The 26581-nt window shown below is 60.4% G+C and carries 25 protein-coding genes; 11 read left to right on the forward strand and 14 right to left on the reverse strand.

Going from position 1 to position 26581, the window contains the following annotated elements; genetic code table 11:
• Positions 1 to 12: 12 nt before the first annotated feature.
• From CD351_RS10805 to CD351_RS10815, 3 genes are read right to left on the reverse strand one after another with little or no spacing between them, the layout of a single operon-like run.
• Positions 13 to 735 (reverse strand): N-formylglutamate amidohydrolase, encoded by a 723-nt coding sequence (locus CD351_RS10805; RefSeq protein ID WP_111992655.1) that lies wholly within the window; start codon positions 733 to 735, stop codon positions 13 to 15.
• Entirely contained in the window at positions 732 to 1556 is an 825-nt protein-coding gene (locus CD351_RS10810; RefSeq protein ID WP_234027110.1) for a 4-(cytidine 5'-diphospho)-2-C-methyl-D-erythritol kinase, read from the reverse strand. Before CD351_RS10810 ends, CD351_RS10805 begins: the two co-directional genes overlap by 4 nt.
• Positions 1553 to 3199, reverse strand: coding sequence for an electron transfer flavoprotein-ubiquinone oxidoreductase (locus CD351_RS10815; RefSeq protein ID WP_111992657.1), 1647 nt, complete (start codon positions 3197 to 3199; stop codon positions 1553 to 1555). The genes CD351_RS10810 and CD351_RS10815 overlap by 4 nt, the downstream gene beginning before the upstream one ends.
• A 103-nt stretch (positions 3200 to 3302) precedes the next feature.
• On the opposite strand from CD351_RS10815, the gene CD351_RS10820 reads away from it, so the two are divergent.
• From CD351_RS10820 to CD351_RS15735, 5 genes are all read left to right on the forward strand, one after another.
• Positions 3303 to 4076, forward strand: coding sequence for a hypothetical protein (locus tag CD351_RS10820; protein WP_111992658.1), 774 nt, complete (start codon positions 3303 to 3305; stop codon positions 4074 to 4076).
• Positions 4058 to 5839: a lytic transglycosylase domain-containing protein gene (locus CD351_RS10825; RefSeq protein ID WP_234027111.1), complete on the forward strand. Its 1782-nt coding sequence runs from the start codon at positions 4058 to 4060 to the stop codon at positions 5837 to 5839. Before CD351_RS10820 ends, CD351_RS10825 begins: the two co-directional genes overlap by 19 nt.
• A 14-nt stretch (positions 5840 to 5853) precedes the next feature.
• Positions 5854 to 6384, forward strand: coding sequence for a molybdenum cofactor biosynthesis protein B (gene moaB / locus CD351_RS10830; protein ID WP_111992659.1), 531 nt, complete (start codon positions 5854 to 5856; stop codon positions 6382 to 6384).
• 179 nt (positions 6385 to 6563) lie between these two features.
• Positions 6564 to 7652 (forward strand): PA0069 family radical SAM protein, encoded by a 1089-nt coding sequence (locus tag CD351_RS10835; RefSeq protein ID WP_111992660.1) that lies wholly within the window; start codon positions 6564 to 6566, stop codon positions 7650 to 7652.
• Between the two features lie 125 nt (positions 7653 to 7777).
• Positions 7778 to 7930: a hypothetical protein gene (locus tag CD351_RS15735; protein WP_162627694.1), complete on the forward strand. Its 153-nt coding sequence runs from the start codon at positions 7778 to 7780 to the stop codon at positions 7928 to 7930.
• Between the two features lie 75 nt (positions 7931 to 8005).
• Here CD351_RS15735 and CD351_RS10840 read toward each other — a convergent pair whose 3' ends face one another.
• Entirely contained in the window at positions 8006 to 8836 is an 831-nt protein-coding gene (locus CD351_RS10840) for a universal stress protein (protein WP_111992661.1), read from the reverse strand.
• Positions 8837 to 9249: 413 nt separating this feature from the next.
• On the opposite strand from CD351_RS10840, the gene CD351_RS10845 reads away from it, so the two are divergent.
• Positions 9250 to 11106, forward strand: coding sequence for a S8 family serine peptidase (locus CD351_RS10845; protein ID WP_199797869.1), 1857 nt, complete (start codon positions 9250 to 9252; stop codon positions 11104 to 11106).
• Positions 11107 to 11137: 31 nt separating this feature from the next.
• Entirely contained in the window at positions 11138 to 11443 is a 306-nt protein-coding gene (locus CD351_RS10850) for a hypothetical protein (RefSeq protein ID WP_111992662.1), read from the forward strand.
• Here CD351_RS10850 and CD351_RS10855 read toward each other — a convergent pair.
• From CD351_RS10855 to CD351_RS10865, 3 genes are read right to left on the reverse strand one after another with little or no spacing between them, the layout of a single operon-like run.
• Positions 11440 to 11880 carry a DUF1330 domain-containing protein gene (locus tag CD351_RS10855; RefSeq protein ID WP_111992663.1) on the reverse strand — a complete coding sequence of 147 codons (441 nt, stop codon included), beginning with the start codon at positions 11878 to 11880 and terminating at the stop codon, positions 11440 to 11442. The two genes, CD351_RS10850 and CD351_RS10855, sit on opposite strands and share 4 nt — an antisense overlap.
• Positions 11881 to 11900: 20 nt before the next feature.
• Entirely contained in the window at positions 11901 to 12356 is a 456-nt protein-coding gene (locus CD351_RS10860; RefSeq protein ID WP_111992664.1) for a DUF411 domain-containing protein, read from the reverse strand.
• 4 nt (positions 12357 to 12360) lie between these two features.
• Complete coding sequence (locus tag CD351_RS10865; RefSeq protein ID WP_234027112.1) at positions 12361 to 13971, reverse strand: long-chain fatty acid--CoA ligase; 1611 nt, start codon at positions 13969 to 13971, stop codon at positions 12361 to 12363.
• Positions 13972 to 14167: 196 nt separating this feature from the next.
• Here CD351_RS10865 and CD351_RS10870 point away from each other — a divergent pair, with 196 nt between their 5' ends.
• The gene (locus CD351_RS10870; protein ID WP_111992665.1) at positions 14168 to 15304 is read left to right on the forward strand and encodes an OmpA family protein; all 1137 of its coding nucleotides are present in this window, start codon (positions 14168 to 14170) and stop codon (positions 15302 to 15304) included.
• 267 nt (positions 15305 to 15571) lie between these two features.
• A complete protein-coding gene (locus CD351_RS10875; protein ID WP_111992666.1) occupies positions 15572 to 16705 on the forward strand; it encodes an OmpA family protein in 1134 nt (377 codons plus the stop codon).
• 78 nt (positions 16706 to 16783) lie between these two features.
• On the opposite strand, the gene CD351_RS10880 is transcribed toward CD351_RS10875, so the two are convergent.
• The gene (locus CD351_RS10880) at positions 16784 to 17578 is read right to left on the reverse strand and encodes a DUF4019 domain-containing protein (protein WP_111992667.1); all 795 of its coding nucleotides are present in this window, start codon (positions 17576 to 17578) and stop codon (positions 16784 to 16786) included.
• Positions 17578 to 21075, reverse strand: a complete 3498-nt coding sequence (gene dnaE, locus CD351_RS10885) for a DNA polymerase III subunit alpha (protein WP_111993716.1) — start codon at positions 21073 to 21075, stop codon at positions 17578 to 17580. The genes CD351_RS10880 and dnaE overlap by 1 nt, the downstream gene beginning before the upstream one ends.
• Before the next feature lie 99 nt (positions 21076 to 21174).
• Between dnaE and CD351_RS10890 the strand changes: the two genes are divergently transcribed.
• On the forward strand, positions 21175 to 21465 hold the full coding sequence (locus CD351_RS10890; protein ID WP_111992668.1) for a hypothetical protein: 291 nt from the start codon (positions 21175 to 21177) through the stop codon (positions 21463 to 21465).
• 15 nt (positions 21466 to 21480) lie between these two features.
• On the opposite strand, the gene CD351_RS10895 is transcribed toward CD351_RS10890, so the two are convergent.
• The 5 genes from CD351_RS10895 to CD351_RS10915 form a co-directional block, all read right to left on the reverse strand.
• Positions 21481 to 21960, reverse strand: a complete 480-nt coding sequence (locus CD351_RS10895; RefSeq protein WP_111992669.1) for a glutathione peroxidase — start codon at positions 21958 to 21960, stop codon at positions 21481 to 21483.
• Entirely contained in the window at positions 21957 to 22490 is a 534-nt protein-coding gene (locus CD351_RS10900) for a hypothetical protein (RefSeq protein WP_111992670.1), read from the reverse strand. Before CD351_RS10900 ends, CD351_RS10895 begins: the two co-directional genes overlap by 4 nt.
• Positions 22491 to 22598: 108 nt before the next feature.
• Positions 22599 to 22877 (reverse strand): hypothetical protein, encoded by a 279-nt coding sequence (locus tag CD351_RS10905; protein WP_111992671.1) that lies wholly within the window; start codon positions 22875 to 22877, stop codon positions 22599 to 22601.
• 73 nt (positions 22878 to 22950) lie between these two features.
• A complete protein-coding gene (locus CD351_RS10910) occupies positions 22951 to 23625 on the reverse strand; it encodes an ABC transporter ATP-binding protein (protein ID WP_111992672.1) in 675 nt (224 codons plus the stop codon).
• Positions 23618 to 24856, reverse strand: a complete 1239-nt coding sequence (locus CD351_RS10915; protein WP_111992673.1) for a lipoprotein-releasing ABC transporter permease subunit — start codon at positions 24854 to 24856, stop codon at positions 23618 to 23620. The genes CD351_RS10910 and CD351_RS10915 overlap by 8 nt, the downstream gene beginning before the upstream one ends.
• Positions 24857 to 25064: 208 nt before the next feature.
• Here CD351_RS10915 and purF point away from each other — a divergent pair, with 208 nt between their 5' ends.
• Positions 25065 to 26579, forward strand: coding sequence for an amidophosphoribosyltransferase (gene purF / locus CD351_RS10920; RefSeq protein WP_111992674.1), 1515 nt, complete (start codon positions 25065 to 25067; stop codon positions 26577 to 26579).
• Positions 26580 to 26581 lie beyond the last annotated feature (2 nt).

Raw genomic sequence — 26581 nt, forward strand, 5'->3', positions numbered from 1 at the left:
GAAGCAGTGCCGTTAGTCGAGCGCGAGCGCAACCCTTCCGCAAACATCAGCGATCATTGTGGCCCAGCGGGCCTGATCGGCGCGGTTCGAGATAAGGTCCTGCCGCACCTCAATCGCGCAATAGGGCCGCCCGTGCGCTTCCGCATGGCGATTCATCGTCGCGTTCAATTCCTTGCCCGAATACGGCTCATTATCGCCGACCGTGAGGCCGAGCTCGCCAAAAAGGCGGATGGCGTGGCGAGCCGCGCGATCGTCTTCGTTATAGAGAAGCCCCACTTCCCATGGGCGCTCCTCGTCACTTGTCTCGAGCTTTGGCGTGAAGCTGTGAAGCGATATGATAAGCTCCGGCTCAGCTTCGTCGAGCCACTTGGTAAGCGCATCGTGATACGGGCGATAGTAGCGCGTCAGACGCGCTTCCACATCCGCTCCGATATTGCCCGGGATCAGGTGCCCGTCGCTTGTGGTAGGGACCACCTTGGGGTGATCTTCCTCACGATGCAGGTCGATCACGAGGCGGCTGATCAATGCCATATGCGCCGGAATGCCGTGCCGTCTGGCCATGCGCGAGGCGACACCGGCGACACCGATATCGACGCCGATATGCGTTTCCAGCAGATCATCAGGTATGCCAAGCGGCAAGTCGCCGGGTACGTAGCTGGATGCGTGGTCGCTCACACAGACCAACCCGCCGCGCTTCACTTCACCGATTTGCTCGAACACCTGCCCGTCGATCATCTCAAATTCCCTGCAAGCAGCCACCAGTCAGCGTGCTCGTTCCTGAGCCGCTCAGCAGCGTCATCGCGCGCGGTCTCATTCTCGTACAACGCAAAGCAGGTGGCTCCCGATCCCGACATGCGGGAGAGCCACGCCTCGCCCCCTGCAAGAGCGTCTAGCACATCCCTGATAGCAGGGCACAATTCAATCGCGGGCGAGGTGAGATCGTTTCGACCTTCGAGCGCGATTTGCCTCGATGACCCCTGCGGCAAGGCGCCGCGGTCTTGCCCGTCCCAGGCGTTGAAAACCGGTCCTGTGGCCAGCTTTGTTCGCGGATTGACCAGCAGGACCGGCGTGTCCCTCAGATCCTGCTCAGCTGGTTGCAGCTGCGTCCCCGTACCGCGTCCGACCACGGTCTCGCTTCGAACGCAGCAGGGCACATCCGCGCCCAGTTTTGCCGCGCGTGCCTGCCAGTCATCGGGGAGACCGTGCACCTTCTCCACCATGCGAAACACCCCCCCGGCATCAGCAGAGCCACCGCCGAGGCCCGCTGCCACCGGTAGGTTCTTTTCAAGTGTGATGTCGAGGCCCTGAGCGCGTGGTAGCGCCGTCAACGCCTTTGCAACGAGGTTGTCGAGTGGATTATCTATGCCGGTTGCGAACTCGCCGACCGTCGCAACCCGGTCCTTGTCCGAAAGCCGGGCTGACAACACATCCCCAGCATCGACGAACGCAAACAGCGTCTCGAGCTCATGATAGCCATCCTCGCGCCGCCTGCGGACATGCAGCGCGAGGTTGATCTTGGCGTATGCGGTTTCGGTGATCGCCAATTGGCGCGTCACATGTTCGGATAGTTCGGACCACCGCCGCCTTCGGGCGTGACCCAGTTGATGTTCTGGTTCGGGTCCTTGATGTCGCAGGTCTTGCAGTGGACGCAGTTTTGCGAGTTGATCTGAAACTTGGCTTCCTTGCCCTCTTCCAGGATCCACTCATAAACGCCCGCCGGGCAATAGCGTGCCGAAGGACCGCCGAAGACCTTCAGCTCGCTTTCGCGCTGCAAGTCGCGGTCGCCGACCTGCAGGTGGACCGGTTGGTCCTCCGCATGGTTGGTAAAGCTGAAGGCGACATTGGTGAGGCGGTCGAAACTGATGACGCCATCGGGCTTGGGATAATCGATCTTCGGATACAGATCAGCGCGGCCCGTCATGGTGTGGTCCTTGTGGTGCTTCATGCTGATCGGCAGACCGATCTTGAGTGTACGCATCCACATATCAATCCCGGCAAGCGCAGTGCCGATATCGCCGCCATACTTGGCGACGGCAGGCTGCGCGTTCTGGACCTTCTTGAGTTCATCCGCGATCCAGCTGGAACGGACAGCCGCATCGTAATCCATCAGCTCTGTTTTCTCATCCCCGGCAGCGATCGCAGCCGCGATGCTTTCGGCAGCCAGCATACCGCTCTTCATCGCGGTGTGACTTCCCTTGATGCGGGGCACGTTGACGAAGCCAGCCGCGCAGCCGATCAGCGCGCCGCCCGGGAAGGCGAGCTTGGGTACGGACTGCCAGCCACCTTCATTGATGGCCCGCGCGCCGTAAGCGACGCGAGTACCGCCTTCGAGATATTCGCTGATCGCAGGATGCTGCTTCCAGCGCTGGAATTCCTGATACGGCGACACCCACGGGTTCTTGTAATCGAGCGCGGTTACAAAGCCGAGCGCAACCTGCCCGTTAGCCTGATGGTAGAGGAAGCCCCCTCCCCAGCTGTCGCTTTCCGTAAGCGGCCAGCCTTGCGTGTGAATTACGCGGCCGGGCACGTGCTTCTTGGGATCGATGTCCCAAAGCTCCTTGATGCCAAGGCCATAAACCTGTGGCTGGCAATCAGCTTCAAGGTCGTACTTCGCCTTCATCAATTTGGTGAGCGAACCGCGCGCGCCCTCGGCGAAGAGCGTGTACTTGGCGTGGATTTCCATGCCGGGCTGATAATCCGGTTTCTGCGTGCCATCGGCGGCGATGCCCATGTCCTGCGTTATGACGCCCGAGACGCGGCCCTGCTCATCGAAGATCGGAGCCGACGCCGGGAAGCCGGGGAACACCATAACGCCAAGAGCTTCTGCCTGCTCACCAAGCCAGCGGGTCATGTTGCCGAGCGAGCCGGTGTAGCAACCGTGGTTGCTCATCAGAGGCGGCATGATCGCATGCGGGAGCGAAGTCTTCCCAGACTTGGACAGAACCCAGTGCCAGTTGTCGGTCACCGGGGTCTGTGCCATCGGGCAATCCATGTCGCGCCAATCGGGGAACAGTTCGTCCAACGCCTTGGGATCGACCACCGCGCCCGAGAGAATATGCGCCCCGATTTCAGAGCCTTTCTCAAGCACGACAACCTCAAGCTCTTCATTGATCTGCTTGAGTTTGATCGCAGCGGTCAGGCCAGCCGGCCCGCCACCCACAATCACGACATCGCATGGCATTGATTCGCGTTCGCTCATCGGCTTTCGTACCTCAAAGTGTTTGTGCGCACTCGTTTGCGCATATCTGTCGCAATGCACTTGCTAAGGAGGGGTCCGACAGTCAAGGCCTGCCTTAAAGACTATGAACGCACCTGCATCTTCATTGAAAGCCGAACTGGAAGCCGCGATGGATTGGTGGCGGATGGCCGGTGTCGATTGCGACTTCACCGACGACGCTACGGATTGGCTAGGTAGCGAAGCACCGGCGATTGCTCGCGACGACGGGCCACGCGCACCTGAAAGCCGCAAATCGACGGCGTCAGAACCTGCACCGGCGCCCAAGTCCAAAATCACGCGCAATGATCTTTTGGGTGCCAGTCCGCCCACTACACTCGAAGAATTCCGCGAGTTCTGGCTGCAAACGCCGGGCCTCGACGCGATCGGACCGCGTGGGCGCGTTGCACCGCGGGGCGTGGCGCAGCCTGAGCTCATGGTGATTGTCCTCGACCCGGAAGAGCGGGATAGCGACAGCCTTCTCAAGGGACCATGCGGGCAACTGCTCGGCAATATCCTGCGCGCAATGGGGATCGATGAAAGCGCGGTTTATCTCGCATCCTCGCTTCCCCGGCACACACCCATGGCCGATACGACATCCATCGCTGCCTGCGGCATGGATGCGGTCACCGCGCATCACATTGCTCTGGTGGCTCCAAAGCGCGTGATCGCCTTTGGTTCGAGCATCCCGCCGTTAATTGGGCACGAGTTAACGAAAGACATCTCGTCTTTACGTCAAATCAACCATGAGAAGCGAAGTGTACCGCTGATGGTGAGCGAAGGGCTGGATGCCATGATGGCGATGCCCCGGCTCAAAGCCCGGTTTTGGCGGAGATGGATGGAATGGTCAGCCGATCTATGATGAATTACGGTTTGCGAGCTTCGATTGTCGGGTTCGCTGCGGCTTCAACCTTTGCCCTTGCCTCTGCCGCCTCAGCACAGTCTTCGAACATGGTGGCGCATTATGATCGCAGCGACACTGCGAATGCCGCGGTTCCTCAGGTTCTGACCACCGACGAGCGCGAGCATTACCGCTCGCTGTTTGCCGCTATCGACAGCCAGAATTGGGACGATGTTCGTGTGCGGCTTGATCGGCGTGACGATGGCGTTCTCAACCAGATCGCAGTGGCTGAGTTCTACACACACGCCAACAGTCCCCGTGTTTCCTCGGAGCAGGTCGCGCAGTGGTTTGAGGATGGCGTCGATTTGCCGCAGGCAGAGCAGCTTGGCCGGATCGGTGCCAATCGCGGCCTTGAATGGATGCCGCAGCTTCCAGAAGCGCAAAGCTTTGCCCGCCAACCTTCAGCCTCCAGGCGCATTCGTCCACGCAGCATCGACGATGGTTCGATTGCGCCGCGCTCGAAGGAAGCGATCCTCAGCGCGATCCGCGACGACGACCCTGTCAATGCACACGCACAGCTTGTCGAGATCGACCCCTATCTCAGTGCCGAAGCGCGCGCTGAATGGCGGCAGCGAGTGGCGTGGAGTTACTATATCGAGAACGACGATCGCAACGCTCTCATGTTGGCGCAGACGGTCTCCGAAGGTTCAGGCCCCTGGGTGGCAGAAGGCGAATGGGTCGCGGGCCTTGCATCCTGGCGACTGGGCGACTGTTCGCTGTCGGCTGACGCGTTCGAGCGAGCCGCTTACCAATCCACCAATGTCGAGCTCACATCGGCTGCGCATTACTGGGCGTACCGCGCGCTTGTGAGGTGCGGCGATCCAGAGCGTGCGCAGCGCCACCTCGATGCGGCGTCGCGCTATGACGAGACGCTGTATGGCATGCTGGCCATCGACCAGCTGGGTATCGACCTTCCTGCGGCTGCGCCGGCAGAGCCATTCAGCAGCACCGACTGGAACGCGATCTCCGACCGCAAAAACGTCCGCGTTGCGACCGCCCTTGTCGAGATCGGACGCCATGGCCTCGCCGATGAGGTGCTTCGACACGAAGCGCGGATCGGTCGGGCGCAGGACTATCCCGCAATCGCGCGCCTTGCGCGGACACTGGGCCTTCCCTCGACACAGCTGTTCATGGCTCACTACACCCCTTACGGAGTGCGTGCTGACCGCTCGCTGCTGTATCCCGTCGCCGGATGGCAGCCACGCACAGGTTGGCGTGTCGATCCCTCGCTTGCCTTTGCGCACGCCCTTCAGGAATCGGGTTTCCGCACCCGCGCAGTCAGCCCGGCCAATGCGCGAGGGCTCATGCAGATCACCCCGATCACCGTTCGCGAGCATGCCCCGCGCCTCAACATGAGCGCTTCCTATGTCGACCTCGACGACCCGGAAGTGAACCTCGCATTCGGTCAGCGCAATCTTGAGATGCTGCGCGACAATCCGGCGACGCAGGGCCTGTTGCCCAAGATCATGGCCGCCTACAACGCAGGGCTCTCGCCGATCAGCCGCTGGAACTCCGAGATCAACGATCAGGGCGATCCGCTGCTCTGGATGGAGTCGATCCCCTATTGGGAGACGCGCGGCTATGTCTCTATCGTCATGCGCAACTACTGGATGTACGAACGCGCCGCAGGTGTTGCCTCGCCCAGCCGCCGTGCGCTGGCGCAAGGCGAATGGCCCCTTTTCCCCGGCGCCGCCCGCTCCCGCTCGGCCAGCCTCGAGCGTTGAGGCAGGCTGACGCAATGGCGATTGACGAGACCCTTCCCTTCACCCCGATCAACATCGCTGTTCTGACCGTCTCCGACACCCGCACGCGCGACGACGACACGTCCGGCGACATACTCGCCGCAAGGATCGAGGCCGCCGGTCACACCATCGCCGAACGCGCCATCATCAAGGACGATGCGATCCTGCTCGTCGACGAGATCGAGAGCTGGATCGACAACCCGAAGATCGACGCGATCATCTCGACCGGTGGCACTGGCCTGACTGGCCGTGATGTCACTCCCGAAGCGCTTTCGCGTATCGATGGCGGTCGCGACATTCCCGGCTTTGGCGAGCTGTTCCGCTGGATCAGCTACAAGACCATCGGAACCAGCACCGTCCAGTCACGCGCCTGCGCCATCGTTGCGCGGGGCACTTACATCTTCGCGCTTCCCGGTTCTAACGGAGCGGTCAAGGATGGCTGGGACGGCATCCTTGCCGAACAACTCGACAGCCGCAACAGGCCATGCAATTTCGTCGAGCTGATGCCCAGATTGCGCGAATCCTGAAGTCTAGCGTTTTTAGCACTTTGCTTGAGAAGTGGACCGCATGTTACACGGTCCTGGTGCTAAAATCTGTCCTCCTTCCGAATGCCTGTTTTCCATGTGGTTCTCATGCCTTTTCGTGCGCCATGTAGGAAAGCGAAAACGGGTGACATGAGCGTGCATGTTCCTTATATGTTCCACCCATGCGGACACCCGACCATCCCGATTTTGAACGCGGACGCGGCGCTGCTTCAGGTGATGTCTCGACCCGCTTCGGCCTCGCCACGCGGGATACAGATGGCGACTGGCGCGATCATATGGAGGCGTTGGACGGACCGCCGATAAAATTGCGCACGACGGTGACAGAGGAACGCCCGAAAACGATCCTCACCTTCAACAAATCGCCCGATGTCCCCTTCGACCGATCAATCAACGCCTATCGCGGGTGCGAGCATGGCTGCATCTACTGTTTCGCGCGCCCTACCCACGCCTATCACGACCTGTCGCCGGGCCTCGATTTCGAAACGCAATTGTTTGCCAAACCCAATGCGGGCGAGCTTCTTCGCGAAACTCTGGCGAAGCGGAAATACCTCCCGAAACCCATCGCGCTGGGCACCAACACCGACCCCTATCAACCGATCGAGAAGCGATATCGTATCACTCGCGATATCCTCGAAGTGTGTCTGGAGGCGCGGCATCCGGTCACCATCACGACCAAGTCCGACCGGGTTATCCGCGATGCTGACCTGCTTGAGGAATTGGCGCAATGCAAACTGGTGGCGGTGGCGATTTCGGTCACGACGCTTGACCCCATCCTTTCGGGCAAGCTCGAACCGCGCTGCCCTGCCCCGGCCAAGCGGATCGCGGCGCTTGGCAAGCTGGCAAGTCTCGGCGTGCCGGTCCATTGTTCGATCTCGCCCATCATTCCGGCGATCACCGACGAATTCATGGAAAGCATAATCGAACGTGTCGCTGCGCTGGGCGTTCAGAGCATCGGCTGGATACCGCTGCGCCTGCCGCACGAAGTGTCGCCGCTGTTCCGCGAATGGCTTGACGTTCACTACCCCGAGCGTGCGGGTAAGGTTATGAGCATCGTTCGCTCAATCAGGCAAGGGCGCGACAACGATCCCGATTTCTTCACACGCATGAAACCGTCAGGCGTCTGGGCGGACCTTCTTCGAACGCGGTTCCGCGTCGCATGCAAGCGCGCCGGTATCGGGAGGCCTGGTTTTGAGCTTGATTGCTCGCAGTTCAGGCCTCCTGAAACCGGTGGTCAGTTGAGCCTATTCTGAGCGAGACTAATTGTCACGTGATTGTCGTATACTTCAGCTCGTCGCACTCTTTACAAGAAATTAACTAAATTGGATGTTTAATTACCAGTGCTGATGACCAATTGGTACATTCGGGGGAGACGAGTATGACCACGACATCAACTACCAGCGAGGGCGGTGCATCGGACCGTCGCGTATCGGATCGACGTTCAGGCGATCGTCGCAAGTCCAACACCCCATATGACGGCCCGGAGCGGCGCAAGTATGTTCGGCGATCAGGCGAAGAACGCCGCGCATAATTCTAGACGATAAATCGGCGGTCGCCGAGTTCGGCGGCCGTCTGGACACTCTGATCTCCTGACGCTTCGCCGCTATCAGTGTTCGGCATCGGCGGAATTGATCACCAGCGTATCGGCATCGAGATAACGCAGCAGCTCGCTTGTCACGCTGCCGATTGTCGCCTGTTTGAAGCCGCTTGTCCCGTGGCTGCCAACGACGACGAGCGCGTCCGGATTGACCGCAATCGCCTGTCGCAAGGCATCGCATGCATCACCCTGGATCACTTCGCTGGTCGCATCGGCGAGGCGCCCCTCCCGCTCGGCCAGCCCGGCCATGAATTCGGCGAGCTTTTTGTTGTGATCGCGCTCGACTTCGTCGGCTGCATACGCGTCCTTGTTGAATGCCCTGAACGGGACCTGCCATGCGTTGACCACGTGCACCTTGACTTCGGGGAACATCCGTGCGGCGGTCAGGATCGCGTGCGCCGATCCGGGCGAGAAGTCGGTCCCGGCCACGATCTCTCGATACTCCGTGTGGGCGCGCAGCTTGACCACCAGAACCGGCTTCGTGGTGGATCGGAGGATGTAATCTACGGCCGTGCCAAGGAAATAGTCGCCAAGCGTGTTGTAGCGCGCCGGTCCCAGACAGAGCATATCCACGCCCTGTTTGTCGCAGGATATCGCAATCGCCTTGGTCGGGGTTCCGCTCGGGTAGAGGAACTTCACCTCGCCAGCGACAGGTTGCAACCCGGATGAAAGCCGCATCTTGCGATTGAGATCGTCCATGTCGGGCGGATCGTCCGCCGCAAGATTGGTCGCATGGATTACAAGCAATTTGCCACCCATCTGCTTTTGAAGAAGCTTTGCGCGATCGACCGCCCGGTCCGCTCTCGGGCTGAAATCCGTGGCGACGGCAATGGTTGGCATGGTGTTTCTCCGCTGGTTTCAATGTGACGCGAACCTAGCCAAGAGCACGATGGCGGGCAATTTCGAAGACCCTCTGCCGGGTGGCTTAGGCCGCGAGTTCGGCTGAAACCAACATTGTTCGACACTTTACCGGCGGCAAAGTTGCACTCCATAAGTCGCAGTAGAGAAATGAATGTAGTTTGGTTAATATAACTGTAAACTAACTACTATTCTGTGTCTGAACACGAAATGTCGATTCTATACCATCATTCTATAATACAAATCCATACAATCCGATTCGGTCATTATAAGACAAGTAGCCTTAACTTCCCATACATCTTGGGATCGATGACCTATGCGTGATTGCAACGAGAGGGAACAATAAAGGTCGCTCAATCACTTGTTCTACAATAATCCAAAACAGGAACAGGATCATGAGCTTAGTAAAACTTTTAATCGAGATGGAAGAGGACCGCGGCCTTGCCGCTGCCTCCACCGGCAAATTCGATGCCGGCGCCGAAACCGAAAAGGCGATGCGAAAATCGAAGACCGTCACCGCTGCCGACGATGTCTCCGGCATCACGCTGGACACAGATTTCGGCGTCACCGAGATGACCGATCTGGCGGGCGGCGCAAGCGAAGCGAGCTTTGCGGCGTTCGACGACGATTTCGGCTTCGATACGGCTTCCGAAGAGGACGGCGAGGATGCCGCTTTCGAAGATGCGGGATTTGACGCTCAACCCTCAGTCGAAACAACCTATCTCATGCGGTGCAACGTCGATGCCGACGATGCCGAGAAAGCGGCGAAGGAGCTGATGAAAAAGCCCGGCGTGCGCGGTGTCTATGCCGACGTCACGATCGAGCCTTGCCTCATCTGCCCCGGATCGCCTCCGCAAGGAAACGACCGGACTGTCGAGCGGCTTTTGTGCACCAGCACCCTTCACCGCGCAGGCGCTGACGGCGAAGGTGTTCTCGTCGCCATCGTCGATAGCGGCATCAACATGGCGCATATCCGTTCGAAGGGGAAAAATCCCGGTTTCGATGCCGGCCGCAGCTGGGTACCGCGTGCGGGCCTGACCCCCGGCAGCCTGCCGGTTGGACACGGTACGATGTGCGCCTTCGATGCCTGTATCGCAGCGCCCAAGTGCACGCTGCTCGACATCGCGCTGCTTCAGACGCAGGCGACCGGCGGCACCATTATGGAAGGGTTCCTGTCGGACGCCGTTCGCGCATACCAGCACCTCATCAATGTGATGCGCGCGCCGCGTCGCCCCGGTGAGACGCGTTCGCTGGTGGTCAACAACAGTTGGGGCATGTTCCATCCATCATGGGATTACCCGGTCGGCCATCCGGGCAATTATAGCGACAATCCCGCGCACCCGTTCAACCGGATCGTTACCACGCTTGCTCGGCACGGCGCGGACATCCTGTTTGCGGCAGGCAATTGCGGGAGCGATTGTCCCGACGGCCGTTGCCGGGGAGTGACCTCGCGCGCGATTTATGGCGCGAACAGCCACCCACAGGTGCTCTCGGTCGCGGGGGTCGATACAACCAAGACCCGCGTGGGCTATTCCAGCAAGGGCCCAGGTCGCCTCGTGCGTAACAAGCCCGATATTTCTGGCTACACGCACTTTCAGGGCTCGGGCGTCTATGCCGCTGATGGAGGCACATCAGCAGCCTGTCCGGTCGTCGCGGGCGTTGTCGCAGCGGTTCGTTCGAAGCGGCCTTATGTTGCTGGCAATGCATCGCGGACCCCGGCGGCGATCCGGCGACTGATCACGAGCACAGCTCAGGATCTGGGAACGCGCGGCTATGATTTTTCGCATGGCTACGGCGTGGTCAATGGCTGCGCGATTGCCCGGCAGTTGCGACCGATCGTTATCGACATCTGCCGCACGCATCCGCACATCTGTCGCCCGGTCCCGCTGCCGCCGCATATCTGCCGCCGGTTTCCGAGACTGTGTCGCCCGCGTCTGCCGATCCCGCGTCCGCCGCGTCCGATCCCCATTCCGCCCATCCCGCCCATCCCGCCCATTCCTCCGCGTCCGGGCCAGGAAGCGGACTTTGCAAGCTTCGATTTCTTCGATGAATATGATGGCGATGCACAGGGTAGCCAGGTCGGCATGCTCGACCTGAGCGATGGAGCCGCGCTTGAGGAACTGAGCGTGGAAGAGCTGGCCGAACTGTTCTACTATATCGGCCAGTATCAGGCGGTCGCCGGTGACGACGGTTCGCCTGCTCCAGCGCCCTCTGGTGGCAAATCGGGCGGCGGTGGCTGCGGCTGCAGCTGACGCCAACCCCTAGCAAGAGAGACGATCGGTCATGGCTCAGGATCAACCCAAGGTGATGGTGCAGTTCCATTTCGATGGAGACCCGCCCGATCCTGACGCCGTGGCCGAACGTTTCGGCATCCCGCGCGATGCCATCGACGAAGAGTTCGGCGTGATCGTCACCGACGAAGTCGAGAAGCTTTGCACCGTGCTTGTCCCGGCTGACGTGGCCGAGAAAATGAATGAACAACTCGGCCGCGACACACCGGAAGGATCACCGGACGAAGGATCGTTCTCCAACCCGCGTATCGCCCCATTCGGCCCGCCAGATGGCGAGTGTGACAGCGGTTCGGACTAACCAAACCCTCCGCCGACTTCGCCCGGTTTGAAACGCATCAGGCGGCTATCGAGCAGCGCGGCGGTGCGGTTCACCACGGCCTTCTGATAATCGGCGTCCTTGATCATTTCGAAGAAGGCGCCCGCATTGGGGTATTGCGCGACGAAGCCGTCGTGCCAGACTTTCTCGTCAGGCTCCGGCCCCGTCACCATCGTCTGAAACGCGCCGCGCCAGACAATCTTGCCGCCCACGCGGCTGAAAATCGGGCCTGAAGTCTTGCCGTATTCCTCGTAAGCACGCCTGCCGGTCCAGCCATTGCCGTGATATTCGTGGCCTTCCGGATATTCAGCGAGGTCACGGAATCGCAGCAAGTTGAGCATGTGGATCGGCTCATCACGCGGCAGGTCCTTGAATGCCTGAAAATTGGCAGGCGACGGGTCGATGTAGCTTTTCGCCATGGGTTCGTGCTCGCTCGGCTTCAGGATTGCGAAGGGCCGTGGGTCGACCACACGCGGTGGCGCCCATCGGCCATGATCAGCACGACCTGATACCGGTCGACCCGGCTGCCCTGCTCCATTCCCGGCGAACCTACCGGCATTCCCGGAACGCTGAGGCCGACCGCGTCGGGCCGCTCTTCAAGCAGGCGCTTGATGTCCTCTGCGGGAACATGTCCTTCGATCACGTAGCCTTCGACCATGGCGGTGTGGCAACCGCGCAGGTTGCGGGGCACGCCAGCCTCATCGGCAATCGGGTTCAAATCCTCGACATTGCGCACATCGAGCGTGAAGCCGGCGGCTTCCATTCGTTCGACCCACACAGCGCAGCACCCGCACCACGGGGTCTTGGCCACGTCGATGACGGATGCCGCTGCCGATGAAGTGCAGGCGAGCAGCGCGAGCGGCGCGAACAGGGTCGCGATACGGTTTCTCATCATGCCTTTACGCCTCCAGCTTGTAGTCCGAGAACCGGTCGCGCAGATCCTTCTTCGATATCTTGCCGGTCGCGGTGTGCGGTATGTCGTCGACGAATTCGACCGCATCGGGCAGCCACCACTTCGCGACCAGCGGCTTCAGATGCTCGATGATATCGTCGGCGCTGCATTCGGCCCCTTCGTTCCTGATAACGAACAGCACCGGGCGTTCGTCCCATTTGGGGTGGAACATGCCGACACAGGCCGCCTCTGCGACAGCGGGGTGGCCGACGGCTGCGTTCTCAAGCTCGACCGAGCTGATCCATTCGCCGCCCGACTTGATCACGTCCTTGGTCCGGTCGGTGAGTTGGAGCGTGCCATCGGGATGCAGGATGCCCACATCGCCGGTGTCGAACCAGCCTTCGTTGTTCACGGCGTCCTGTTCCGCTTTGAAGTATCGCTTGATGATCCATGGTCCCCGGATCTGGAGCGCGCCGCTCGTCAAACCATCACGCGGCAGTTCTGTCGCCATATCGTCGAGGTCCACCGTGCGCAGTTCGACACCGAACACCGGGCGACCCTGCATCGCGCATTTGTCGACCTTCTCGTCCAGCGTGAGCGTGTCCCAGTCCCACGTCGGACCGCCAACCGTTCCGATGGGGCTGGTTTCGGTCATCCCCCAGGCATGCTGTACGCGCGTTCCGTTTTCGAGCAGGCGCTTGATCATGAATTTGGGCGCAGCAGAGCCGCCGATCGTTGCCGCTTTCAGTGGCGGCAGGTCGAGGCCTTCCTTGTCGCAATACTGGAAGTGAGCGAGCCAGACGGTCGGGACACCGGCGCTGTCGGTGACGCCTTCCTTGATCATCATTTCATGCAGGACTGCCGGGTCGTTCACGGCGGAAAAGACGAACTTGATCCCCGCCATCGCGCCGGCATAGGGCAGCCCCCAGCTAGCCGCGTGGAACATCGGCACGACCGGGAGCATCACCGACGCGCTCGAAAAGTTGAAAGCGGCAGGCTGAAGCCCGCTGATCGCGTGCATGATGGTTGAACGGTGCTCGTACTGGACGCCTTTCGGGTTCCCGGTCGTGCCGCTGGTGTAGCAGATCATGCACGGATCGCGCTCGTCACCGGCGAACCATTGCGTGTCGCCGTCCTGTTCGCCGATCCAGTCTTCGAAACTGGTCGTGTGCTCGCCGGAATCGTAGCAGATGTAATGCTCGATGGTGGGCCAGCGATCCTTCATCGCATCGACAATCGGTTGGAACGCCGCATCGTACAGCAGCACGCGGTCTTCGGCGTGGGTGACGATATATTCGAGCTGGTCTTCAAACAGGCGCGGGTTCACCGTGTGAAGCACCCCGCCCATGCCAGCGACGCCGTACCAGCTAACCAGGTGACGCGAATGGTTCATCGCTAGACTTGCAACGCGCTCGCCCGGTTTGATGCCCAGAGCCTTCAAAGCCTGTGCCATCTTCAACGCATCGCTGCGAATGCCTGCCCAATCGGTGCGCGTTTCGCTGCCATCGGCCCAGCGCGTTACGATCTCGCGCGCTCCGGCTTCGCGTGCGGCATGGTCGATCACTGACGTGATCCGCATGCTCCAGTCCTGCATTGCACCCAGGTTCTGCGTCTGCATCGTTGTTTCTCTCTCCTGAAAATTCCCGCTGCTGATCGCAGCGTCTCTCACCAAGGATCATGGCGCGCAGCCCGGCGCAATGCAATCGGTGATGCTGGATCATACAGAGTTGTGACAATGAGCCGATATGCGTCACGCAACTGCCATAGGGGCGTCCTAACCGCACATATGAGTTCAAGACTCAGTGAGGGTTACAATGACAAGAACAGCACTTTTGCTCGCCACCACCGCGGCGATTATCGCCGCACCTGCGCAAGCGCGCGAAGGACAGGCCTATGTCGGTCTGGAAGCGGGTATTAATGACGGCAACCAGATCGACATCGATCTTGCAGACACCGATCCCCAGACCAACGCCGCGTTTGCCGATCCGAACCTCGGCTTCGATGCCGATGTGATCTTCGGCTACGATTTCGGCGCCTTCCGGCTTGAGGCCGAGGGTTCTTACAAGAACAACGGCATCGACGATGTCACCTTGCTCAATCCGACCTTCACTGCGGGCGGCCAGACGGCCCCGGTCAGCTTTGTCAGCTCGTCGGCGGACATCAACATCCTGAGCGGCATGGTGAATGCGCTCATCGAGTTTGGCGATGACGACGGTATTCAGGTCTATGCGGGCGGTGGTGCCGGGATCGCGCGGGTCGACCTGTCGATCGAGCCTGCAGATCTCGGCAGCCTGATCGACGATTCTGCGAGCGACTTCGCGTATCAGGCAATCGCGGGCTTCCGCGTTGCCGTGAACGACCGGATGGACGTCGGCCTCAAGTATCGCTTTTTCGTTGTCGATGAATTCGAACTCGACGCCTCCAACGGAAACCCGATCGAAGTCGACTATCAATCGCACTCTGTCTTGGCGAGCCTGATCTGGAACCTTGGCGGGCAGGCCGCACCTCCGCCTCCACCACCGCCGCCTCCGCCCCCGCCGCCGGCACCACCTCCTCCTCCGCCGCCACCGCCTCCTCCGCCACCGCCGCCTGCTCCGGCGTGCAATACGGGGCCCTACATCGTGTTCTTCGACTTTGATGAGAGCGCGATCACGGCGGATGCTGCGACGATCCTCGACAATGCGGTCACCGCTTATGCAAATTGCGGTACGGCGCGCGTCATGCTGGCCGGTCACACCGACCGTTCGGGCAGCGTCACCTACAACATGGCTCTGGCTGAGCGTCGCAACATGAGCGTCATGGAATACATGACCGCACGCGGCGTGCCTTCGGGCCGCATCGCAAGCGAAGCCTTCGGCGAATCGCAGCCGCGCGTTCCCACCGCAGACGGTGTGCGCGAACTGCAGAACCGCCGCGTCGAAGTCACTTACGGCCCGGGTTCGGGCATGTAGGGTTCCTCACCAGTCGATACTCGAAAGGGGCCGGAACGATCCGGCCCCTTTTGCGTTAGAGGCACGAAACGCTTCCAAAATGAGGAAATTGATTAAGGTGAGCAGCGGGCAATCCAGCTGTCACTGGTCGCATAAGCAGGGCCGAAGACCGATAATTTCTCCAAAGTGAAAGAAATTTGGAACTTCTTCAGTTTCAGGGTATTATAGATGTCACCGTCACGATCCCCCTTTTTCGCGTGACAGGTCAGTTACATAGTGAGGACAAGAATGAGAAAAACAGCGATCCTGCTAGCCAGCACGGCAGCAATCATCGCAGTCCCAGCGCAAGCGCGCGACGGACAAGTCTACGCCGGTATCGGCGGAGGCATCGTCTTTGAAGACCAGATCGAGGTCGAGAGCGAGCCGTTCCAGGGCACCCCGCCGCTGAACGATTCGCTCGTCAACACGGGCGAAGGCATCGAACTCGAAGCCGTCGTCGGTTACGATTTCGGCATGTTCCGTCTTGAGGCTGAAGGTACCTTCAAGAACCAGGACCACGACACGTTCATCGTTACCAGCCCTAACAACACTCTCGGCGTTCCGGGCGGGTTCCGCACGGGTCCCGACAGCACTCAGGAAACGCTGACCGCCATGGTCAACGCGATTGTTGATTTCGGTGACGACGATGGTCTGCAGTTCTTCGTCGGTGCTGGCGCTGGCTTTGCCAATGTCAGCTTCGAGCTGAGCGATCCGGTCAACGGCACGTTCGCCGACGATAGCGACACTACCTTTGCCTATCAGGGCATCGCCGGTGCGCGTTATCCGATCGCCGACAATGTCGATCTGGGTGTGAAGTATCGCTACTTCCGCGCGGACAATGTCGAGCTTCAGGGCTTCGGCGGCAACGGTCTTGAGCTGTTCCAGGAATCGCACTCGGTGCTTGGTACGCTGACCTTCAACTTCGGCGGTCAGGCTGCGCCTCCCCCGCCGCCTCCTCCGCCGCCGCCTCCTCCGCCGCCTCCCCCGCCACCGCCGCCACCGCCGCCGCCACCTGCTCCGCAGGCAGCGCCGTGCAACACCGGCCCGTACATCGTGTTCTTCGACTTTGATGAAAGCACGATTACGGCGGATGCTGCGACGATCCTCGACAATGCGGTCACCGCATATTCGAACTGCGGCACGGCGCGCGTCATGCTTGCCGGTCACACCGACCGTTCGGGCAGCGTGAGCTACAACATGGCTCTGGCTGAGCGTCGCAACATGAGCGTGATGGAATACATGACCGCACGCGGCGTGCCTTCGGGCCGCATTGCAAGCGAAGCCTTCGGCGAATCGCAGCCGCGCGTTCCCACCGCAGACGGTGTGCGCGAACTGCAGAACCGCCGCGTCGAAATCACTTACGGTCCGGGGTCGGGCATGTAAGTATCGCTTCGGCGAGCAAATCAGAAAGGGCCGGGAGAGCGATCTCCCGGCCCTTTTTATTGCGCTATGGCTGCTTCGTCAGACGATGAAATAGCCTGATACTTCCCATCCGTTCTTGCCCATCACCATGACAACGGTTTCGATCGACATTCCTTCTTTGCCTGCAAAGTCGGTCTGGAACTGAAGAACCTCGTATTCGCCCTCGGGGGCACCGGGCAGAGTGCTCGCACGCTGGACGTTGACGAGCCGCCGCGCATTTACCGCTCCGAGCGGCAACCTCACAGGTTTGACCTGGCTTTCCCACTCGGCGGAGGTCACTTCATTGCGGAACATGGCGCCGGCGGTGTTCCAGCTGCCCGCCCAGTCCGAGGAATCGACCTTGTCGAGAAAAGCGTTTGCGAGATTGAGCGATTCCGGATCTTCCGGTGTTACCCGTGCGCCCTCTTCCACGGGATATTCCGGCGCGCTGGCGACGTTGGATGATGTCTCGGAAGGTGAAACCGAAGTGAAGACGGCGAGAGCGATAATTATGGACATAGTGAGCATTCCTCCTGACAACCACACGGCCCGCGATGGGCCGATGCGGCGTGTTTGACTGAGGACTGCATTCTCGTCGGCTACGGTTTCCCGCTCCATCCCTAAAGATGTGTGCACAGGGTTTTGGGGTGTCTGCCCCTCCGCATCTCGCAAGATTCTTGCGGCCTCCCGGCTTGAGGACACACCCAGTTTGCGGCGTGCATTGCGGAGGCGATCATTGACGGTGTGGACCGACAGGCCGAGCGCAGTAGCGCTTGATTTGGTGTCATGGCCATCAAGCAGAAGATGCAGGGCTTCTCTCTCCTTCTCGGTGAGATCAGCGACCGAGCGGTCCATCAGGCCACCAACTTGAGGTTCGGCCGTCCCCGTAAGGGTTCAAGCGCGATATTCTCGATACCCTCTGCCTGAGCGAGCCGCTCTGCCAGTTCGCCATCGAGGACGAAGTTCGAGCCAAGCCGTACATGCGCCTCCTCGTCAGGGCCGAGGATCAGCCGAACGAGCACTTCGCCAAGAGCCTTGTCCTCCTGCGTCAGCTCAAGCTTCAGTTCGGCCAGCCCGTCCAGGCTGGTGACATCCATCTTGAGGATCATCGGCGTGCTGCCAGTCACCGAGGAGAGCGGCCTTGCACCGCGCACGGTAAGACGCGGTGGTTCGCCCGGATTGGGCGAATCGAGCTCAACCGTCAGCAGCACGCATTCGCCGCTATCGGCCCAGTTCTGGAAGCTGGAGACGAGCGATTCTTCAAAACACGCCGCTGAGAATTGGCCTGATGCGTCGGAGAACTGGCCGCGCACGAATTCCGCGCCGCGTTTGGTCCGACCCTTGCCTGCGCTCTCGACCATGGCGGCGATCACGGCGGTCTGACGGCCAGCAGGCGCGCCGCCATCCATCAGGCTCTGGTAAGTGCGCGCGCCCTGTGCGGAGGCGACTTCGCGATATTGCTGGACCGGGTGAGCGGAGAAGTAGAAGCCGAAATTCTCGCGCTCCTTCGCCATCTGGTCGGGCCGTGACCAGCTTTCGGCAGGCTGCAGGCGCAAGTCTTCCTGCGGTGCGTTGTCTCCTCCAAACAGACCGCCCTGCCCGCTTGACCGCTCACGCGCTGCCGCATCGGCTGTGGCGAGCAGAAGGTCGGCATTGGCGAACAACTCGCCCCGGTTGGGGTAGAGCCCGTCTAGCGCACCTGCGCAGATCAACCCTTCGAGCTGGCGCCGGTTCATCGCGCCTTGGGGCATCCGCTCGAACAGATCCTTGAGGCTCTCAAATGGTCCATTAGAGCGGCGTTCGGCAACAATCGCCTCCATCGCCTTCTCACCGACATTGCGAATGCCCGCGAGCGCATAGCGGACCGCGTAGCCATCGTCGGTCTGCTCGACCGTGAAGCGCGCTTCGGAATGGTTGACGTCTGGCGGAAGTACCTCAACGCCCGACCCGTTCGCGCGCTCCGCCGGATAACGCCGCGCATCATCAACGAAGATGTTCAGCTTTTCCGACTGGTGCAGGTCGAAACACATCGAAGCGGCGTAGAATTCTTCCGGATAATGCGCCTTCATCCATGCAGTCTGATAGGCGAGCAGCGCGTAGGCGGCAGCGTGCGATTTGTTGAAACCGTAGCCTGCGAACTTGTCAATCAAGTCGAACAGCTCGTTCGCCTGCTTGGCCTCGATGCCGGAAACGTCCTTGCAGCCTTCGACAAAGCGGCCGCGCTGGATGTCCATTTCGGCCTGGACCTTCTTACCCATTGCGCGTCGCAAGAGGTCAGCATCGCCGAGCGAGTATCCCGCAAGGATCTGCGCGGCCTGCATGACCTGTTCCTGGTAGACGAAGATGCCGTAGGTTTCGGCGAGAATCCCCTCAAGCTTGGGATGCGGATATTCAATCGGCACCTCGCCCGCCTTGCGCTGTCCGAACAGCGGGATGTTGTCCATCGGGCCCGGACGATAAAGCGAGACGAGCGCGATGATGTCGCCGAAATTGGATGGCTTCACCGCCTTGAGTGTGCGGCGCATGCCTTCGGATTCCAGTTGGAACACACCGACCGTATTACCCATCTGCATGAGGTCGTAGACCGCCGTGTCATCCAGAGGCAGCGCCCCCAGATCAATCTCAATCCCGCGCGTCGCGAGCAAGTCCACGGCCTTGCGCAGCACCGACAGCGTTTTGAGCCCGAGAAAGTCGAACTTCACGAGGCCCGAGCTTTCGACATTCTTCATGTCGTATTGCGTCACCGGCATATCCGAACGCGGATCGCGGTAGAGCGGGACCAGCTTCGCCAGCGGTCTGTCCCCGATGACCACGCCCGCAGCGTGGGTCGACGAGTTACGCGGCAGACCTTCAAGCTGAAGCGCCAGGTCAACAAGGCGCTTCACCTCGTTGTCGTTGTCATATTCCTTCTTGAAATCGGCCGCGCCGTTCAAGGCGCGCGGCAGTGTCCAAGGATCGGTCGGATGGTTGGGCACCATCTTGCACAGGCGATCCACCTGCCCGTAGCTCATCTGCAGGATACGTCCGCAATCGCGCAAAACCGCGCGCGCCTTCATCTTGCCGAAGGTGATGATCTGCGCGACGTGATCGTGGCCGTATTTCTTCTGCACATAGCGGATGACTTCGCCGCGCCGCGTTTCGCAGAAGTCGATGTCGAAGTCGGGCATCGACACGCGTTCGGGGTTGAGGAAACGCTCGAACAGCAGGCCCAGCTGGATCGGATCGAGGTCGGTGATGGTGAGCGCCCATGCGACGATCGAGCCAGCGCCCGAACCGCGTCCCGGCCCCACCGGAATGCCCTGATCCTTCGCCCACTGGATGAAGTCGGCAACGATCAGGAAGTATCCGGGAAAACCCATCCCGACGATGATGTCGATTTCATAGTCGAGGCGGTCGAAGTAAACCTTCCGGTCTTCTTCGGACAGGTCCTCATACGTTGAGAGCCGATCCTCCAGACCTGCCTTCGATTGCTCAGCCAGCATCTTCGCCTCGCCCTCAAGGTCGCCCGCAAGGCTTGGCAGGATGGGGTCGCGATAGGGAGGCGCGTAGGCGCACCTTTGCGCAATCACGAGCGTGTTAGCGGTCGCCTCGGGCAGGTCCGCGAACAGCTCTTCCATCATGTTCGACGATTTGACGAAAGCCGCCTGATTGGTGCGCGGGCGGTCTTCGTTCTCGATATAAGTCGAGTTTGCGATGCACAGCATGGCGTCATGCGCCTTGTGCATATGGGGTTCGGCAAAGTTTGCAGGATTGGTCGCGACAAGCGGCAGCGCGCGATTATACGCCATCTCGATCAGCGCGTCTTCCGCGCGTTCGCACACCGGATTGCCGTGGCGCGCCAGCTCGATGTAAAGGCGGTTCACGAAAAGCTTGTCGAGCCGCTCGACAAAAGCGGTCGCGGTGTCGACCTGCCCCTCTGCTAGCAGCCGGGTCAGCGCGCCCTCGCCCGCGCCGGTCAGCGCAATCAGGCCATCTGTGTGACCTTCCAGATCGTCCATGACGACATGCGGCTCAAGCTCAAGCGGGCGATCAAGGTGCGCCTTGGAGACGAGATGGCACAGATTGTCATAGCCCGCCTCATCCTGCGCGAGCAGCGGCAGGTAATCGACAAGCTTGCCTTCCGACCCTTCGCGCGCAACGCCCAGCAGCGTGCCGATGATCGGCTGCACACCTTCGCTTTTGCAGGCATTGGCGAACATGACCGCGCCATACAGGCCATTGCGGTCACAGATCGAAATCGCGGGAAAGCCGCGCTCCTTGGCAAGCTTGGCAATCGCCTTGGGATCGATGGCTCCTTCGAGCATCGAATAGGAAGACAAAACACGCAAAGGGACGAAGGGAGCGAAAGGCATGAATTGAAGGTACGCCTCGACCAGCGGCATTCAAGCTTCGATCACCGGGACTTGGGGAAAAGCTGGGGGCAAGCTAAATTCGCTCGCCGCGAGGATCTTATGAGCGAGATGATCGAAGTCGAGAACGTCAACACGCCGGGCAAAACGAACCGGGTGAACGCGGCTAAATATGCCGACATGTTCGCCGCTTTCGAAAAGGCGCTGCCAAAGTCGTCACCCGGCCTGACGCAGTCCGAAATGATCGATCAGGTGAAACCGCACCTCTCGGACGATCTGTTCCCCGGCGGCAAGACAAGCGGCTGGTGGGCGAAGACGGTTCAGCTTGACCTCGAAGCCAAGGGTAAGCTGGTCCGCGAGGCTACCAAGCCGCTCAGATGGCACTGGAAGTAGGCGCCTACGCGGCGCTCAAAGCAGCTTTTCGATGTCCCTTGCGATCATGCGAGGGGTGTCCTGCGGGCCGTAACGCTTCACGACATTGCCATCGCGGTCGATCAGGAACTTGGTGAAGTTCCACTTGATCGATTTCGAACCCATCACGCCCTTCTTCTCATTCTTCATCCAGTCGAATAACGGCGAGGCGTCCGGCCCATTCACGTCGATCTTTGCCATCAGGGGAAAGGTGACGCCGAAATTGACCTTGCAGAATTCGGCAATCTCGTCGGCATTGCCCGGTTCCTGCGCGCCGAACTGGTTGCAGGGAAAACCGAGGACTTCGAAATCCTTATCCTTGAAGTCCTGATAGAGCTTTTCCAGCCCGTCATATTGCGGGGTGAAACCGCATTTGGACGCGGTGTTCACTACCAGCAGAACTTTGCCCTTCTTGGTCGCGAGATCGAGCGCTTCGCCGCGGTTTGTGGTGACTTCAAAATCGGCAATCGTAGTCATAGGTCGGTCGTGTCCTTCGCCCGGTAGATAAGATCGAAGCTCGTTTGCCACGAAAGCCCATGGTCCGTCGAGGCCTCTCCGTGCTGTCTCACAGAACCGTCATCAAGTTTTGAATAGGTCATCCGGATCAGCGCATCCTGCCCCGGCCCGTTCACGTCATCCCAATAGCCTGTGAGCACCATCGCGCCATCGACGACACCGCCTTCGAAATCGACACGCTTGCCATCCGCGCCGACCCAGGTCTGCTGCCAGCGGCCCGTCGTATGGTTGAGCATCGAAATGCTCTGCCCGCCATAGCCGCGAAAGGGCATCCACGTCTCGCGGATCGAGCATCCGCCAGACATCCGCTCGATCCGGCTGTTCGCTACCTGCGTGTCGCTGCCGTTGGGAAAGACCTTCCATTCGCCGACCCACAGGTCGAAGCCGGCGTGGGCTTCGCTCTCGCAAGCGGGCGGCGGGGCTGCGGGTGGTTGCGGCGGCGTTTCCGCGCTCGCCTGAAGCAGCACAAACGGAGCGATGAATGTGAGCATGAAGAACCCTCCCTGTCGCAGCGAGGGTTACGGCGGCCCAGCCAGACCGCCAGCGTTTATCTGCAAATGGCCCACACGCGCGGATGGCGGCGCGCTGGCTTTTGAACCTTACGCTTTGGGGAAATCGTCGCGTGAGGCCAGCGCCATGGCTTCCTCTGCCGAATATTCGCGATCGCCCTTTTTCTCGATCACGTAATCGCGGCGCTCATCTTCTGGCAGCATTGCGATATGGCGGATCATCTCTGCAAAGGTGCCACGGCGAAGCGCGTTGCCGCCCGAGATGATGCCATCGCTGCTCGCTTTGTTGTGAAGCGCTGCGCGGTCTTCCCACGCGTCTTCATCGGTGTCGAGCGGGGTGCCTCCGAACGTGCTGGGATGGTCTGCCATGAAAAATCTCCTTTGACTGGATAACCAGCCAGAGGCGCATTGGTTCACGGCTTTTTGCGAACCGCCTATCGGGCTAGCTCAGCACGCCATCATGCAGCCGGACGATGCGGTCCATCCGCGCTGCGAGGCGTTCGTTGTGGGTCGCGACCAGCGTTGCACTCCCCTCGCCGCGCACGAGGTCGAGAAACTGCCCAAGAACCACGTCCGAAGTGGCCTCATCCAGATTTCCGGTCGGCTCGTCGGCGAGCACCAGTGTCGGTTGGTTCGCAAGCGCCCGCGCAACGGCAACGCGCTGTTGCTCCCCGCCCGAAAGCTGGCTGGGCCGGTGGGTCAGGCGATGACCGAGGCCAAGGCTCGTCAGGAGGCTTTCGGCCCGGATTATCGCGGTGTCCTTGTCGATCCCCGCAACCATCTGCGGCATAACGACATTCTCGGTCGCGTTGAAGTCGGGCAGGAGGTGGTGGAACTGGTAGACGAAGCCCAGATGCTCGCGCCGCACGCGGGTGCGCTGGTCCGATGCAAGCTTTTCGGCGCGCTCACCTGCAATCGTGATCGAACCTTCAAAGCCGCCTTCGAGCAGACCGACTGCCTGAAGCATCGTCGATTTGCCTGATCCTGACGGACCCAGCAGCGCAACGATTTCGCCCGGCATAATATCCAGATCGACGCCGCGCAGCACATCTATGCGCTGACCGCCCTGTTCGAAGCTGCGTTTCACATCGCGCAATGAGACAATCGGATCACTCATAACGCAGCACCTGGACAGGATCGGTGTTTGACGCCTTGAGCGCGGGATAAAGCGTTGCGAGGAAGCTGAGGCCGATGGCCAGAGCCACGACGCCGATCACTTCCCAAGCATCGATGCGCACGGGCAGGCTGGTGAGGAAACGCACCTCCGGATCCCAGATTTGCGCTCCGGTCACATAAGCGATCCCGTCGACGATCTCGTTGCGGAACAGCAGAAGGACGAAACCCAGCACCAGCCCGGAAATTGTCCCGATTGCCCCGATCGTCGTGCCGGTGGTGACGAAAATCTTGAGCAGCGATCGCCGCGTCGCGCCCATCGTACGCATGATGGCGATGTCGCGTGTCTTGGCTCGTACCAACATGACGAGGCTCGACAGAATGTTAAAGCTGGCAACCAGAACCATGAAACTTAACACAAAAGCCATGGCGACCCGCTCGATTTCAAGCGCCTCGAACAAGGTGGAATTGATCGTTTTCCAGTCGGCAATGACAGCGCGGCCTGTGAGGTCCTGTTCAACCTGCCCCAGAATACCGCTGACATTGTCTGGATCTGTCACGTTGATCCGGATCAGCCCGATCGTGTCGCCCATCAGCAGCAGGGTCTGTGCTTCGCTCATCGGCATAACGACGAACTTTTCATCAAAGTCGTAAAGACCAAACTCGACAATCGCGCCCACTTCGTATGGCACCTGGCGGAAAGTCGTTCCGAAAGGTGTCGTGCGCCCCGATGGATTGATCAAGGTGACGGTATCGCCGACACGCGCGCCCATATTCGCCGCCAGTCGCGACCCGATTGCAACCCGTCCTGCATCGGGTTGAAGCGAGGCGATATCCCCGAACACCACCTTGTCGCTGATTAGCGCGAGATCTTCAGGCGTGTTGCCGCGCACGAACACCGGATTGAGACGCCCGTTCACACTTGCGACAAGCGGCTGTTCGATCAGCGGCGAGGCGTCGGTGACGCCTTCGGTCGCGCGCACATCGTCAAGCACGCTCTCCCACCCGTCGAGTTCACCGCCATAGGCCTGGATGATTGCGTGGCCGTTCAGACCCGAGAACTTCTCGAGCATTTCGGTGCGAAAGCCGCCCATCACGCTCATCACGAGCACAAGCATGGCGACCGACAGCATCACCACCCCTACCGATATCCCGGCGACGAGCGCGATGAAGCCCTCGCCTTTGCCCGGCCAAAGGTAACGCTTGGCGATCATTCTTTCGAAGGGAGTGAGCATTCAGGTCCGATGAACTGGAGCAAACGATATGAACGGTGCCTTTAGGATGCGATCCTTGCGCAGACAAGCAAACCTCATGCGAAAATCGGTACGCTTTCGCCTGATAGGCAAAAAGACGGGGAGCCATGCTGTTTCTTGCCTTGTAATTGAGCCGTAACATCGCCATTGAGCGGCCCAAGTCGGGGCGGCGCAGCGGACAAAACGAGCGATGGCAAACACCGATACCGAGGGCTTCGCAGGCAACCTCACACATCCATTTCTGGACCAAGACGGCAATTGCGATGGCGACAAGCTTCGCGAAGAGTGCGGCGTGTTCGGCGCGATCAATGCCGACAAGGCCGCTGCGGCGACCGCGTTGGGTCTCCACGCGCTTCAGCATCGCGGACAGGAAGCGGTCGGGATTACCAGCTTTGACGGCAGGGATTTCATTTCGCGCCGCGCGCTCGGTCATGTCGCGGAGAGCTTCTCCTCACAGGAAGCAATTGACGAGCTGCCGGGCTCAATGGCGGCCGGTCATGTGCGTTACTCGACCACGGGCGGCGCGGGCCTTCGCAATGTGCAGCCGCTTTACGCAGAGCTCGCCAGTGGCGGCTTTGCGGTGGCACATAACGGCAACATCTCAAACGCGCTTGCGCTCAGGAAAGACCTCGTTGGCAAGGGGTCGATTTTCCAGTCGACCTCCGACACCGAAGTCATCATCCACCTTGTCGCCACATCGCGCTATCCAACCGTAGCTGACCGCCTGATCGACGCGCTTCGCCTTGTCGAAGGGGCTTACGCGCTGATCGTGATGACACCTGAAGGGATGATCGCCTGCCGCGACCCGCTGGGCATTCGCCCGCTGGTCATGGGGAAGATGGGCGATTCGATCCTGTTCGCGAGCGAGAGCGTCGCTTTCGACGTGGTCGGCGCGCAGTTTGTGCGCGAAGTCGAACCGGGCGAGATGATCCAGGTCGATTTCGAAGGCGAGATCAAGAGCCTTCACCCCTTCGGCAATCAGAAGGCACGGCCCTGCATCTTCGAGCACGTCTATTTCAGCCGTCCCGACAGCACCTTTGCCGGACACAGCGTCTATGAAGCACGCAAGGCCATTGGTCGCGAACTGGCGATTGAGGCACCTTGCGATGTCGATCTTGTCGTGCCGGTCCCCGATAGCGGTGTTCCAGCAGCAATCGGATATGCGCAGGAATCGGGTGTGCCGTTCGAACTCGGCATTATCCGTTCGCACTATGTGGGGCGCACCTTCATCCAGCCATCGGACAGCGCCCGCCATTCGAGCGTGAAGCGCAAACACAACGCCAATCGCGGGCTTGTGGCGGGTAAACGCATCGTGCTGATCGACGATTCGATCGTGCGCGGCACCACCAGCCTCAAGATCGTTGAAATGATGCGCGAGGCCGGCGCCAGTGAAGTGCACTTCCGCGTCGCCAGCCCGCCGACCGCTCATTCGTGCTTCTACGGCGTCGACACACCGGAGCGTTCCAAATTGCTCGCAGCGCGCATGGAAATCGAACCGATGCGTGAATTCATCAAGGCAGACAGCCTCGCTTTTGTTTCAATCGACGGGCTCTATCGCGCCGTAGGTTCCAAGGGGCGCAACAAGGCCTGTCCGCAATTCTGCGATGCCTGCTTCACCGGCGACTACCCCACCAGCCTGACCGACCTCGCCATGAGCGAGGAGGGGACAGGCGAACTCCCTTTTGTTGATCCCAAAGCGGCGTAACC

It is taken from the genome of Erythrobacter sp. KY5 (genome assembly GCF_003264115.1).
Classification (GTDB): domain Bacteria; phylum Pseudomonadota; class Alphaproteobacteria; order Sphingomonadales; family Sphingomonadaceae; genus Erythrobacter.